The organism is Blastococcus mobilis, assembly GCF_900188025.1.
Classification (GTDB): Bacteria; Actinomycetota; Actinomycetes; order Mycobacteriales; family Geodermatophilaceae; genus Blastococcus_B; species Blastococcus_B mobilis.
In genome coordinates this window covers 26589-39954 of record NZ_FZNO01000018.1, presented here as the reverse complement: position 1 = coordinate 39954, position 13366 = coordinate 26589, and the positions used below count along the sequence as shown (strand labels likewise).

Sequence of the window (13366 nt, the reverse complement as noted above, 5' to 3'; positions counted from 1 at the left end):
ACCCGCGACGCTGGCGCAAACTAGCGGAGTCGCGTGGCCGCCGACAGACGTTTCGCTTCCACGTCGTCCGACGTCGGGGGGCGGGCACGGAGGACGACGGACGAGTCGGCCTGTACGCCGGGTTCTGTCCACGGGTGCCTTGCGGCCTCCCGATGGGCGGTCATCCATCTAGGCCTGCCGTTGCCGGCAGGCTCGAGCGGTCTACCCGCAGGCATCGGGCGGGCAGCCCTCGAACGCCTGCGCAGGACGACGGCGGACCGCCGTCCCTTCTTGACCTTGCTCCGGGTGGGGTTTACCGAGCCACACCGGTCACCCGGTGTGCGGTGGTCTCTTACACCGCCGTTTCACCCTTACCAGTGCGAGCACTGGCGGTCTGTTCTCTGTGGCACTGTCCCGCGGGTCACCCCGGGTCGCTGTTGGCGACCACCCTGCCCTGTGGAGCCCGGACGTTCCTCGGCGACGGGGTCGCCCCCGCCGACGCGACCGCCCAGCCGACTCGTCCGTCGTGCCGAACAGTCTAGGCGGTGATCACTCGCGGGTGTGTGCGCCGAGGGCCGGTGATCAGCCCCAGTAGAGCCGGAAGCCCACGCGGCGGCCGCCGTCCTCGGTCAGTGTCGACATGTCGATGACCTGCTGCGCCTGCTCCTCGACAGGGACGTCCGACAGCAGTTCGAGGTACCGGCGGTGCTCGCTCAACGAGGCGACGGCGGTAGCCGCGTGAGCCTCGACGTCCACCTCATGTGGAGGGTCGGACATCTCCTGCACCGCGATGTACTGCACCCCCGACCACCGGGGCTCGGCGATGTCCGGGAAGATCCATTCGTTCCCGGCATCGGCGACGGCGTCCAGGACGCACTGCCCGAGGGCCCGGTGGTCGGCGGAGTTCACGTAGGCCGGTGACACCCCCGGCGGCGTCCACATCGCACCGAAGTACCCGGTGACGACGAGCTGCGGCTGGTGCCGCCGGATCGCCGCGGCCAGGTCCCGCCGCAGCCCGGGCCCCGCCACCAGGGTGCCGTCCCGGTGGTCGAGGAACTCCACCTCGGTCACACCTGCGACGGCCGCCGACCGCCGCTCCTCCTCTTCCCGCAGCGGCCCGGCGGTCTCCGGCGGCACTCCGGCCATACCGGCCTCGCCGCGGGTGGCCAGCAGGTAGTGCACCTCTTTGCCGGCCGTCGTCCACGCGGCCACGGCAGCCGCCATGCCGTACTCGATGTCGTCGGGGTGGGCGGCCACGACGAGCGCGCGCTGCCAGTCGTCGGGCATGGGCCTGGATGCCATGGCCGCAGTCTGTCGCAGGATGGGGACATGGTCGACGACGTTGATCGCATCCACCTCCGCCGCTGCGTGGAACTCGCGCGCACGGCGCTCGACGCGGGCGACGAGCCGTTCGGCTCCGTGCTGGTCGACGCCGACGGGCAGGTGCTGTTCGAGGACCACAACCACGTGGCCGGCGGCGACGCCACGCAGCACCCCGAGTTCGCCATCGCCCGCTGGTCGGCGGCGCACCTGACTCCGGAACAGCGGGCCGCGGCGACGGTCTACACGTCCGGCGAGCACTGCCCGATGTGCGCGGCAGCGCACGCCTGGGTGGGTCTCGGCCGCATCGTCTTCGCCAGCTCGGCGGCGCAGACCGGCGCGTGGCTCGCCGAGCTGGGCGCTCCCCCCGCCCCCGTCCGGCCGCTGCCGATCACCGAGGTCGCCCCGGGGCTCACCGTGGAGGGTCCCGTCCCCGGGCTCGACGACGAGGTCCACGAGCTGCACCGGCGGTTCCACCAGGCCTGACCGCAATCCCGCCGTAGGGTCGCCGGTCGTGTCCGCCGTCGACCTGCTGATCGCCGCCGGGGTCGCGTTGATCGCCGGTGGCATCAACTCGATCGCCGGTGGCGGCTCGCTCATCCTCTTCCCCACCCTCGTCGCGCTGGGCATGGGCACCGTCGAGGCCAACGTGACCAACTCGGTGGCCCAGTGGCCGGGCTACCTGGGCGGTGTGGCCGGCTTCCGCAACGAATACGGCGGGCAGCGCAGCCGCATCATCCGGCTGGGCGTGGTCGCCGTCCTGGGCGGAACGGCCGGCAGCGTGCTGCTGCTGACCACGCCGTCCGAGGCCTTCGACATCGTCGTCCCCGTCCTCGTGCTCCTGGCGAGCACGCTGCTCGCCTTCCAGCCGCTGCTGACCAAGCGGCTCAAGCGCGAGGAGGACGACCGGCCACACCGGGACCCGGGCTGGCTCTACGTCGTGCTCTTCTTCGCCACCGCGTACGGGGGCTACTTCGGCGGAGCACTGGGCGTGATCCTGGTCGGCGTCCTCGGGGTCGCCCTGCACCGGCTCAAGCTGGCCAACGCACTGAAGTCGGTGCTCTCCTCGGTGACCGCGAGCGTCAGCCTCGTCATCTTCGCCCTGTTCGGGCCGGTGCACTGGGTCGTGGTGGCCGTCGCCGCGCCGGCCAGCCTGGTCGGCGGCTACCTGGGCGCTCGCGTCGCCACCCGCATCCCGACGACGCCGCTGCGGGCCTTCATCGTCGTCTTCGGCGTCGCCGTCGCCATCTACCTGTTCCTGCGCGTGTGAGCCAGGTCGTTCCGGAGCGGGGGCCGGAGGCTCCCCGACGGGACGACGCAGCGGCTCATCGCAACGGGGGACGACACCTGGACGCGGTGCCGCCCGGAGGGTGGCGGTGTCATCGCAGGTGCGAGGTGTCGTTCACCAGGCGCACCGAGGCGCGACCGTCCGAGGACCACGCCACCGTGCACAGCGACGCGGCGTCCAGGAACATCCGGTGCACCACCTCGTCACCGACGCCCAGTCCCGCCGCGAGCAGCAGCTTGATCGGCGTCACGTGGCTGACGACCAGCACCGTGCGGCCCTCGTGCTGGGACAGCATCCGGCGGCGGGCGCGCGCGACGCGGGCGCTCACGTCGGCGACGGACTCCCCGCCCGGAGCGGCGACGGTGACGTCGTCGAGGAAGCGCCGGGCGGCCAGCGGGTGCTTGGCCCGGCCCTCGTCGAAGGTGAGGCCCTCGAGATCTCCGAAGTCCAGCTCGACCAGGTCCTCGTCGAAGGTGACCGGCAGGTCCAGCGCCCCCGCGACCAGCTCCGCCGTCTCCCGCGTACGGCGCAGCGGGGAGGCGACGACGACCTCGATGCCGAGCCCCTTGGCGCGCACGCCGGCAGCCGCCGCCTCGGCGCGCCCGGTCCGCGACAGCGGCAGGTCGTTACGGCCGCTGAACCGACGCTCCGGGGTGTGCTCGGTCTGCCCGTGCCGCAGCAGGTGCGTCACCGTGGTGACCACGGGCGCCGGCTCGGCGGTCGGCTGGACGTCGTCCTCCAGGACGACGGCCTCTGCGGCTGGGTCCCGGTGCACCGGCCGACCGTCCATCGCACTGTTGGCCAGCGCATCGGCGGCGCCGTTCTGCGCACGCGGCACCCACGTGTAGCGGACGTCGGCGAGCTGACGGGCGATCTTCTGAGCCTGCAGGGCCAGCTGCTGCATGTCGGGGTGCTTGATCTTCCAGCGGCCCGACATCTGCTCGACGACCAGCTTGGAGTCCATGCGGACCTCGACGCTGGCCGTCGGGTCGAGGTCGAGGGCGGCCTGCAGCCCGGCGACCAGGCCGCCGTACTCGGCCACGTTGTTCGTGGCCCGCCCGACCGACGCGGCCCGCTCGGCCAGCACCCGGCCGGTGTCGGCGTCCCGCACCAGCGCGCCGTAGCCGGCCGGCCCCGGGTTGCCCCGCGATCCCCCGTCGGCCTCGACGACGAGCCTTCTCACTGCTCGACTCCGGTCTCGGTCCGCTCCTCGGTCGCTGGCGCTCCCTGCGATGCTCCCGACACCGTCGTCCCCGGACGCGTCACAGCCCGGACTCGGCGGTACGCACCAGGATCCGGCCACAGTTCTCGCACCGCACCACCTCGTGCGGATCGGCGTTGCGCACCGCGGCCAGCTCGTTGCCGTACAGCTCGAGCCGGCACCCCTGGCAGGCCCGCGCCCGCAGCATCGCCGCACCCGTGGTGCCGGTCTGCGTGCGGATCCGGTCGTAGAGGGAGAGCAGCGGCGCCGCGATCCCGGCGGCCACCTCGGCCCGGGCCTCCTCGTGCCGCTTCCTGCCGTCGGCGATGTCGGCCAGGGCGTCGTCGCGCAGCTGCTCGGCCCGCTCCCGTTCGGCGCGCGCCTGCTCCAGGCGCTGCTGGGCCGAGGCGAGCGCGGACTCGGCGTCCTCCAGGCGCTGCATGAGCTCGAGCTCCTGGTCCTCCAGGTCGGACCGGCGCCGCTTCAGCGAGTCCAGCTCGTGCTGGAGATTGGTCATCTCCTTCGGGGAGACGTTCCCGGAGTCCAGCAGCCGCTGGTCCTTGGCCTCCCGCGCCCGGACCGTCTCGACGTCGGACTCCAGCCGCTTCACCTCGCGGCCCAGGTCGCGCACCTCGGTCTCGGCGCGGACGACGTCGCCGGAGAGGCTCCGCTCGGCCTCGGCCGCGGCCTCCACGGCGGTGACCTCGGGCAGGTTCCGCTGCCGGTGGGCCAGCTGGGTCAGCGCGACGTCTTCAGCGGCGAGGTGCAGCAGCTTCTGCTGCTCGAAGTGATCGGCCTTCACCCGGCCAACCTACCCGTGCAGCCACCTGTCCCCGACCCCCGTGCAGGGTCCCGCCGCCGGCCCCGTCCAGAGGCTCGTCCCGAGCCTGCGAGGGATGAGGAGGACGGGGTCCTTCTACGGTGGGGGGCACGGGGGTCCTTCTGCTACCTGCGCGGCGAGACGCCCCCGACCGCTCACGCTCCCCGCCCGGCCCGGTGCGTCCACGGGTCGGTCCGCCGACGGGACACCGCCACCTCGACCCGGCCGGACAGGTCCGCCGCCAGCGCCTCTGCCGCCACCGGCAGCCAGGGCCACTCGCTGGCGTAGTGCGCGACGTCGCAGAGCGCCGGCCCCGCCACCTCCCCCGCGTCCGACGCCGGGTGGTGCTTGAGATCGCTGGTGAGAAGGACGTCGGCGCCGGCCGCCGCGGCCGCGGCGAGCAGCGAGCCCCCGCTGCCGCCACACACCGCCACGCGGTGGACGACGCGCTCGGGGTCCCCGGCGGTGCGGACCCCACCGACGGTCTCCGGTAGAGCTGCGGCCGCCCGGTCCGCGAACGCCCGGAGGGTCAGCGGCTCCGGCAGCTGCCCCACCCGCCCGAGCCCGGCACGCGGGTCCGCGGCGCACGGCTCCAGCGGCACCGTCCCGGTCAGCCCCAGGACGGCGGCCAGCGCGTCGTTGACACCGGAAGCAGGCGCCCGGTCGGCGTTGGTGTGCGCGACGAACAGGCCCGCGCCCGCTCGGACGAGGCGATGGACCAGACGGCCCTTCGGGTCGTCCGCCGGCACCCCGTGCACCGGGGTGAGCAGGAGCGGATGGTGGGTGACGAGCAGGTCGGCGCCGCTCTCGATCACCTCGTCCACGACGGCGGTCGTCGGGTCGACGGCGAACAGCACCCGGCCCACCGGTTCGTCCGGGTCGCCGCACACGAGCCCGACGGCGTCCCAGCTCTCGGCCAGCGCGGGGTCGTAGCGGGCGTCGAGCGCGGCGATCACCTGGCGCAGGGGTACGGGCACGGCTCCGGACTGTAGGTCAGCGACACCTGCCTGCTCCCTCGCCGGCGGAGGGGTCGGTGACAAGCTTCCGGCGTGACCGACCGCGGGTTCCGCGAACGCGTGTTCCGGGCGCCCGCCTGGCTGGAGGAACTGGTCCGCACCTCGCCGCCCCCGGTCCCCTGGCGTGACGTCGTCCGGTTCGCGGTCACCGTCCCCGCGCCGCTGGCCGTCGCCGTCGCCGTCGAGGGCGGGGTCCGGCCCGGTGCCGCCCTGGGCGCCGGCGTCTTCGCGACCACCGGCGCGCTCGCCGCCAGCCTCGCCCCCCAGTCCGGGCCGCTGCGTGACCGGCTGCGTCGGATCGCCGCCTCGATCGGCTTCGGCGCCGTTGGGTTGATCGTCGGCCAGTACGCCACCGGCGGCGGTTGGGGCCCCGTCCTCCTGATCGCCGCGCTCTCGGCCGTCGCGGCCCTCATCAGCTCCGTGAACGCGGCCATGTCCCTCGGCTCGCTGCAGCTGCTGATCTACGCCGCCCTGTCCTCCGGGCTCGTCACGCCGCTGTCGCTGCCCGTGGAAGTGGCCTTCTTCTGCTGCGGCGCCGCCTGGGCGACCCTGACGACGCTGATCCAGGCCCGGACCGAGGCGCTCGATCCCGATCGCTCGTCCGTGGCCGCCGTCTTCACCGCCATCGCCGACCTCCTCACCGCCAGCGGCACCCCGGAGTCCGAGGAGAGCCGGCGTGCCCTGACCACGGCTCTCAACGCCGCCTACGACCGGGTCATCCGCAGTCGCAGCCACTCCGCAGGCCGGATCAAGGAGCTGTCCGAGCTCGCGGGGGTGCTCAACGCGGCGGCCCCCCTCGTCGAGGGCGCCGTGGCCGCGGCCCGGGCGGGAGTGCCGGCCGACCCCGCCGACGTCGCCGCGGTGCGTGCGCTGGCCACCGCGCTCCGGGACGACGAGGAGTTGACCGACGAACGACCACCGCCGCTGGACGACGCCCCGCCCGTCCACCGGGCGGTCCGCCACGGGGTCCGGTTGGTCTGGAACGTCGTCGGCGACCCCGAGGAACGAGCCGGGGCCGCGGCCCCACATCCGGAGGTCGCCCTCCGCACGCGGCTGCGCGAGCTCGCCGACCGCACGCTGGCCAGCCCCGACAGCCGCGCGTTCGCCGTCCGCCTGGCGCTGTGCATGACCATCGCCGAGATCGCGCGGCAGTACCTGCCGATCCAGCGGCCCTACTGGGTGCTGCTCACCGTGGCGATCATCCTCAAGCCGGACTTCGGCTCGGTCTTCACCCGCGCCGTCCAGCGCGGCGCCGGCACGCTGCTCGGCGTGCTGCTGGGCTCCGCGCTGCTGGCGGTCCTCCCCCGGGGCCCGTGGGTGCTCCTCGCCATGGCCGTCGCCGCGGCCCCGCTCCCCTGGGCCCGCAACGCCAACTTCGGGCTGTTCTCGGTGTTCCAGACGCCGGTCATCATCCTGCTGCTGGACGTCGCCCTGCCCAGCGGCCCGGGCGTGGTCGGCGCCCGGCTCATCGACACGCTCATCGGCTGCGCGATCGTCCTGGTCTTCGGCTACCTGCTGTGGCCCCAGACCTGGCGGGCGCCCCTGGACGAGGCGCTGCGGGACGCCGCGCTGGCCCTCGACGCCTTCGTCGAGGCGGCGTTCACGGGCACCCCCATCGAGCGCCGTCGCGCTCGCCGGCACAACTACCGGGCACTGACCGAGCTGCAGACGCAGCTCCAGCGCCGGCTCGCCGAACCGCCACCGATCAGCACCTGGGCGGCCGCCTGGTGGCCGGTCATCGTGCAGCTCGAGCGCACATCGGACGCCGTCACGGAGGCGGTCATCGCCCAGCGCGGGGGCGAGCCGGCCCCGGACCTCGCGCAGGTCGCGGTGCTGCGGCGGGCGATCCGTCGCCTCGAGGAGGACGCCCGGGCCCACGGCATCACCGACGACGCCGAGATCCACGCCGACGGCGTGCTCGCTCCCGTGGCCCGCGAGGTGGACGCCGCCCGGCGGCTGATCCGCGAGAACGCACCGGGCCGTCGCGACGGTCCCTGACGGTGCGGCGTCCCGAGGTTGCGGCGTCCCCGAGGTTGCGGCGGCGTGGACGCCGCCCTGGGATGAGCGGGGTGTGGATCGATCCGCCGCCCCTGTCCCTCCCCGCGCTGTCCGACCCTCCCCCGCCGGGCTCCCGGACCGTCACCACCGACGACGGCGTCCCGCTGCACGTCGAGGTGGACGGCAGACCGGACGCCCCGGTGACCGTCGTCTTCTCCCACGGTTTCACCGCACGGCTGGCCGAGTGGGAGCTGCAGCGCCGGGCCCTGCGGCACCGCGCCCGGCTGGTGTTCTGGGATCAGCGGGGGCACGGCCGGTCGGGCTGGACCCCGCTGACCAGGGCGACCATCGACCGCACCGGTCGCGACCTGGGGCAGGTGCTCGACGCCACCGCCCCGGCCGGGCCGGTGGTGCTCGCCGGGCACTCGATGGGCGGCATGAGCATCATGGCCCTCGCCCGCCAGCGCCCCGACCTCTTCGGCACCCGCGTGGTGGGGGTCTTCCTGCTCGCGACCTCCGCCGGCGGCCTGGTGGAGACGGGCGTCCTCGGGTTCGCCCTCAAGCTGGTGCGCCGGCTCGGTCTGCTGCCGCTCTACCTGCGCTTCCTGCAGCTGATCGCGCCGGTCCTGGAACGCTTCCGCCCGCGCGGGACGGCGATCGGCCGCCACGTCACCCGGCGCCTGCTGTTCGGTCGCGACGACGCCCATCCGCACTACGTGCGGCTCGTGCAGGATCTGCTGGAGGAGACACCACTCACCGTCACCATGGCCTTCTACGCGACCTTCCTCGACCACGACGAGACCGCGTCCCTCGAGGTGCTGCGGCGCGTGCCGGTGACCGTCGTCGCGGCCACGCACGATCGGCTCACCCCTGCCGCGCACGGGCGCCGGATCGCCGAGACGATCGGCGAGGGCGCCGAGCTGGTCGTCGTCCCGGGTGCCGGGCACAGCGTGAACCTGACCCGTACCCACATCGTCGACGACGCGTTGAACGCCCTGATGGACCGCGTGGAGGCCGGACTCCGGAAAGCCGGTTGACCCGCCCTCCCGCGGGGCATCGGAGTGTGGCGACCACCACAGAGGTCTTGTAGCGGTTACCCGACGACACGCCCGAGTTCAGCGGCCACCCGCGCCGCGTGACGGCCCTGGTCCGAGCAGCGCGAGCAGGGCAGCGAGGAGCAGAACGTGGACCGGATGAGCGCCCTTGATGCGGGCTTCTTCTACGCGGAGAGCGAGAACACCCCCATGCACGTGGGGTCGGTCGCCGGCTTCGAGGGACCCGCTCCCACCTACGGCGACCTCGTGCGACTGCTGCTGAGCAAGCTGCCCCTCGTGCCGCGGTACCGGCAGCGGGTCCGCCCCGTGCCGATGCAGCTGGGCCGCCCCATGTGGGTGGACGACCCGCACTTCCAGATCCTGTACCACGTGCGGCACACCGCCGTCCCCAGCCCGGGCAGCGACGAGCAGCTGCGCAACCTGGCCGGCCGCGTGCTCGGCCAGCGTCTGGACATGGCCAAGCCGCTGTGGGAGCTGTGGCTGGTCGAGGGCTTGGCCGACAACCGCTGGGCCATCATCTCGAAGGTGCACCACTGCATGGTCGACGGCATCGCCGGGACCGACCTGATGCAGCTGATGTTCGACCTCACCCCCGACGCCACGCACGACGAACCGCAGGACTGGACGCCGCGGCGCAATCCCTCCGACCTGTCGCTGGTGGCCGGCGCCCTCACCGAGAACATGACCCACCCGCTCCAGCAACTGATGTCGATGCCCAACGTCGGCGGTGCGGTGCGGGCGGCCAAGGGCGTGGCGCAGTCCAGCAGGACCCTCGCTCAGACGGTCCCGTCGCTGGCCCGGCAGGCCGTCACCCCCACCGCGCGATCACTCAACGGCCCGATCGGCCCGCACCGTCGCTGGGCGTGGACGGAGGGCAAGTTCGAGGAGTTCAAGGCGGTCCGGAGAGCTCTCGGCGGCACGGTCAACGACGTCGTGCTCACCGCGATCAGCACGGGGTTCCGTGACCTGCTCGAGCGCCGCGGCGAGCTGTCCTCGGACCGGCTGGTCGTGCGCACGTTGGTGCCGGTCTCGGTCCGGCGGGCCGACGAGCGCGGCTCGTTGAACAACCAGATCTCTGCCGTCTTCGTCGACCTGCCCGTCGGGCAGGCGGACCCGGTCGCGCGTCTGACCGCCGTCCGCGGGCAGATGGACGAGCACAAGCGGGCCCTGCAGGCGGTCGACGCCCGGTCGATCATCTCCATGGGCGATTTCGTCGCTCCGACGCTGCTGTCCCTCGGCGTCCGCGCCACCCTCCAGGCCGGGCAGATGTGGTGCCAGGCGGTGACCACCAACGTGCCGGGCCCGCGGGTCCCGCTCTACGTGCTGGGGAAGCGCATGTGCAGCGCGACGGCCTACGTCCCCATCGCCGGCGGCACGCGGTGCTCGATCGGGATCTTCTCCTACCTGAACACGATGACGTTCGGGATCAACGCCGACTTCGACGGCTACCCGGACGTCGACGTCCTCTCCGGTGGCATCCGGCGCGGCATCGAGGAGCTGCTGGCCGTGGCCACGAAGGATGCCGCGCCCGAGGCCGCGCGGAAGGCCGAGCCGGAGAGCGAGCCGGGATCCCGGACGGCGAAGAAGACGACCACGGCGGCCGCCCGGTGAGCCCGCGGCAACGACGCGGGGCAGGGGCGCTCGGCGAGGGTCCACGCGGCCTGGACGAGCCGTCCGGGTCCGCCGAGCGGAACCTCACCGTTGCGGTCACCGGGCCGACGGGCACCTTCGGGTCCGGGCTGATCCCGCTCCTCCAGGACGACGACCGCATCGGGCGGATCATCGGGATCGCCCGCCGCCCCTTCGATCCGGCCGAGCGGGGTTGGACGAAGATGGAGTACCGGCAGGGCGACGTCCGCGACCCCGACGCGCTGCGGGCAGCGTTCGACGGCGCCGACGTGGTCGTGCACCTGGCGTTCCTCATCACCGGCAACGCCTCCCGGGAGACGACCCGGTCGATCAACGTCGACGGCACCCTCAACGTCTTCCGCGCGGCGGCTGACGCAGGTGCCCGCCGCTTCGTCTACGCCTCGTCGGTCGCGGCCTACGGCTTCCACCCCGACAACCCGGAGACGATCGACGAGCAGTGGCCGACGCGGCCCGCCGCGCGGCTGTTCTACGCCCAGGAGAAGGCCGAACTGGAGGAGCTGCTGGGCGAGGAGGCCCGGAAGCATCCGGACCTGGCACTGTTCCTGCTCCGCCCGCCGGTCGTCCTGGGGCCCAACGCCGTCGGCGGGAAGGACGTCCTCCCCGGACCGCTCGCGCCACTGGGCCGGGCACTGTTCAGCCGGCCCCGCCGGCTTCCCGTCCCGCTCCTGATGCTCGTGCCCTCCCTCCCGATGCAGTTCGTCCACGAGGAGGACGTCGGGCGCGCGCTCGTGCAGTGCATCGTGGCGGCGGGGCCCCCGGGCGCCTACAACATCGCCGGCGACGGCGTCCTGACCGCTCCCGACGTGGCGCGGGAGTTCGGCGCCGTGCCCATCCCGCTGCCCGCGGCACCGGCCCAGGCCGCGGCACGGGCGTTCTCCCGGCTGCCGTTCCTGCCGCCCGTGGCGCAGTGGGTGGAGGCGGCCAGCCGACCGGTGATCATGGACACCACCAAGGCCCGCGAGCAGCTCGGCTGGCGGCCTCGCTACAGCGGCCTGGAAGCCCTGCGGGACACCTTGCGCGACCGGCCCTGACGCGGTTCAGCCGGCGGTCCGGGCCGCCGCGGTCGCGTCGAGCCAGGCGAGGACCTCTGTCGCCACCTTCTCGGGCACCTGCAGCTGCGGCACGTGGCCGACGCCGGGCAGCTCCAGGTAGCGCCAGTGCGGATGCCGGCGGGCGATGTCCCGGGCAGCGGCCACGGGGACCAGGCGGTCCTTGGCGCCCTGCACCATGAGCACGGGCACGCGGATCGAGGCCATCGCCGTCCGGTAGCCGCGCGGGTCGACCAGCAGGCGCAGCAGCGATCGAGCCGCGGACAGGAACGCCTTGTCCATCGCCGGGACGTCCTGGCGCTGCTCGATGAGCGCGACCGACCGGTCGATCGTGTGCGCGGGCAGGGCGTCGGGGTCCACGCCGCAGAGCCGGAGCATGTCGCGGACCTGACGCAGCGGGGTCGACCGCTTGCGGCGCAGCGCCAGGAACCGCTCCCCCAGCATGGGAAGCGCGTAGACGGCGAAGGTCACGGCGACCAGCGGGTCCAGCGCCCGGCGGGGCCCGGGGACGGCTGCGTCGAGGAGGACCAGCCCGTTGACCGTCCACGGCGCAGCGGCGGTCTGCAGGATCGAGATCATCCCGCCCATGGAGTTGCCCACCAGCACGGCGGGGGCGCCGGCGACCTCGGTGAGGAACCGGTCGAGAACCTTGACGTTGTCCTGCACGGTGGTGCGGCGGTCGCCCGGCTCGCTCCGGCCGAAGCCGGGCAGGTCGAGAGCCAGCACGCGGGCGCGCGAGCGGAGCAGGGGCGCGAACAGGTCCCAGTTCAGGTGCGAGCCGCCCAGCCCGTGCACCAGGACCACCGTCGGCGCGCCCGTCGGGCCGCCGAAATCGACGTAGTGGACCGGACCGCCGAGATCGACAGTGCAGCTCTCCCCGTACATCTCGCTCCGCTCGGTCACCCGTCGGTCCTTCCGCCTGCGCAGGTCCAGTCGTTCGTACGGTGACACGCGCGACATCCCTGCTCCTCGCGGGGGTCACGTGGCGACGCCCTTATCGGCGGAACGTGAACGACTGATATGACGCAGGACGCATTTCGGCAACATGTGCCGGGCGAGTGGGGTCGACGGAGTATGACGCAGGCCTCATCTTGGTACAGGTCGGTACCAACGGCGGTCGACGCAGGAGGACGAAGTGGCAGCACGGCAGCAGGACGACGGGCCCGCGCTCCCCCTGTATCTGACCGAACCGGGTCGGGCAGTAGGCGACTACGGCCTCTACCTCGCCGCGCGCCCCCTGATGTCCCGCCTCCCCCGCGGTGACGGCCACCCCGTCCTGGTGCTCCCGGGTCTGCTGGCCGACGACATCTCCACCCGGGTGCTCCGCGCCGTGCTGCGCAAGCTGGGCTACGACGCCCATGGCTGGGGCCTGGGCCGCAACATCGGCCCCACCGCAGGCTGCGTGAAGGGCACCCGTGACCTCCTGCACCACCTGAGGGACAAGCACCAGCGGCCCGTCTCCCTGATCGGCTGGAGCCTCGGCGGCATCTTCGCCCGCGACCTCGCCCGCCGGGACCCGGAGTCGGTACGCCAGGTCGTCACCCTCGGCAGCCCGTTCCGTCTGACGCGGCACAGCCAGAGCCGGGCGGCGAAGGTGTTCGACCGCTACTCACACCTGCACGTGGAGCACCGCACGCTGCCCCTGGAGTCGGAGACCACCCCGCTCGCCGTGCCCACGACGTCGATCTACTCGCACTACGACGGCATCGTGCACTGGCAGACGTGCCTGAACACACCGGGCGAGCGCTGCGAGAACATCGCGGTCATGGCCAGCCACCTGGGCCTGGGTCACCACCCCGCCTCGATCTGGGCCGTGGCCGACCGGCTGGCCCAGCGCGAGGGCACCTGGACGCCGTTCAAGGCGCCGCTGTTCCTGCGCCCGGCGTTCCCGAGGCCGGCCCGGCCGAAGGCCGGCGATCCGGCCGCCGCGCACGGCACCGCCGCCTGACGGAGGACCCCCTCCTCCCCTCCCCTCGCACGCTCGGGGCGG

12 protein-coding genes and 1 other RNA gene are annotated in these 13366 nt (G+C 73.5%); 7 read left to right on the top strand and 6 right to left on the bottom strand.

All coding sequences use genetic code 11. The features are described from left to right. Positions 1-97: 97 nt before the first annotated feature. Positions 98-499, bottom strand: an RNA gene (gene rnpB / locus CHB94_RS15890) — RNase P RNA component class A. 62 nt (positions 500-561) lie between these two features. Beyond that, the gene (locus CHB94_RS15885; RefSeq protein WP_089337542.1) at positions 562-1281 is read right to left on the bottom strand and encodes a PIG-L deacetylase family protein; all 720 of its coding nucleotides are present in this window, start codon (positions 1279-1281) and stop codon (positions 562-564) included. A 27-nt stretch (positions 1282-1308) separates the two neighbouring features. Between CHB94_RS15885 and CHB94_RS15880 the strand changes: the two genes are divergently transcribed. Both CHB94_RS15880 and CHB94_RS15875 read left to right on the top strand, forming a co-directional pair. Next, positions 1309-1785: a nucleoside deaminase gene (locus CHB94_RS15880; protein ID WP_089337541.1), complete on the top strand. Its 477-nt coding sequence runs from the start codon at positions 1309-1311 to the stop codon at positions 1783-1785. A 28-nt stretch (positions 1786-1813) separates the two neighbouring features. Further along, on the top strand, positions 1814-2569 hold the full coding sequence (locus CHB94_RS15875; protein ID WP_089337540.1) for a sulfite exporter TauE/SafE family protein: 756 nt from the start codon (positions 1814-1816) through the stop codon (positions 2567-2569). A gap of 109 nt (positions 2570-2678) precedes the next feature. On the opposite strand, the gene CHB94_RS15870 is transcribed toward CHB94_RS15875, so the two are convergent. The 3 genes from CHB94_RS15870 to CHB94_RS15860 form a co-directional block, all read right to left on the bottom strand. Further along, on the bottom strand, positions 2679-3770 hold the full coding sequence (locus CHB94_RS15870; RefSeq protein ID WP_089337539.1) for a bifunctional RNase H/acid phosphatase: 1092 nt from the start codon (positions 3768-3770) through the stop codon (positions 2679-2681). A gap of 79 nt (positions 3771-3849) precedes the next feature. Continuing rightward, on the bottom strand, positions 3850-4590 hold the full coding sequence (locus tag CHB94_RS15865; RefSeq protein WP_089337538.1) for a zinc ribbon domain-containing protein: 741 nt from the start codon (positions 4588-4590) through the stop codon (positions 3850-3852). A gap of 173 nt (positions 4591-4763) precedes the next feature. Further along, the gene (locus tag CHB94_RS15860) at positions 4764-5585 is read right to left on the bottom strand and encodes a Nif3-like dinuclear metal center hexameric protein (protein ID WP_089337537.1); all 822 of its coding nucleotides are present in this window, start codon (positions 5583-5585) and stop codon (positions 4764-4766) included. 72 nt (positions 5586-5657) lie between these two features. Here CHB94_RS15860 and CHB94_RS15855 point away from each other — a divergent pair, with 72 nt between their 5' ends. The 4 genes from CHB94_RS15855 (at position 5658) to CHB94_RS15840 (ending at position 11358) form a co-directional block, all read left to right on the top strand. Next, complete coding sequence (locus tag CHB94_RS15855; protein ID WP_089337536.1) at positions 5658-7622, top strand: FUSC family protein; 1965 nt, start codon at positions 5658-5660, stop codon at positions 7620-7622. A 62-nt stretch (positions 7623-7684) separates the two neighbouring features. Next, a complete protein-coding gene (locus CHB94_RS15850; protein WP_089337535.1) occupies positions 7685-8659 on the top strand; it encodes an alpha/beta fold hydrolase in 975 nt (324 codons plus the stop codon). Positions 8660-8815: 156 nt separating this feature from the next. Continuing rightward, positions 8816-10288, top strand: a complete 1473-nt coding sequence (locus tag CHB94_RS15845) for a WS/DGAT/MGAT family O-acyltransferase (protein WP_254920703.1) — start codon at positions 8816-8818, stop codon at positions 10286-10288. Beyond that, positions 10285-11358, top strand: a complete 1074-nt coding sequence (locus CHB94_RS15840; RefSeq protein ID WP_254920693.1) for an NAD-dependent epimerase/dehydratase family protein — start codon at positions 10285-10287, stop codon at positions 11356-11358. The genes CHB94_RS15845 and CHB94_RS15840 overlap by 4 nt, the downstream gene beginning before the upstream one ends. Before the next feature lie 6 nt (positions 11359-11364). On the opposite strand, the gene CHB94_RS15835 is transcribed toward CHB94_RS15840, so the two are convergent. Further along, positions 11365-12279 (bottom strand): alpha/beta fold hydrolase, encoded by a 915-nt coding sequence (locus CHB94_RS15835; RefSeq protein ID WP_254920692.1) that lies wholly within the window; start codon positions 12277-12279, stop codon positions 11365-11367. Positions 12280-12511: 232 nt separating this feature from the next. Here CHB94_RS15835 and CHB94_RS15830 point away from each other — a divergent pair, with 232 nt between their 5' ends. Beyond that, entirely contained in the window at positions 12512-13324 is an 813-nt protein-coding gene (locus tag CHB94_RS15830; protein WP_089337533.1) for an esterase/lipase family protein, read from the top strand. Positions 13325-13366: the final 42 nt, after the last annotated feature.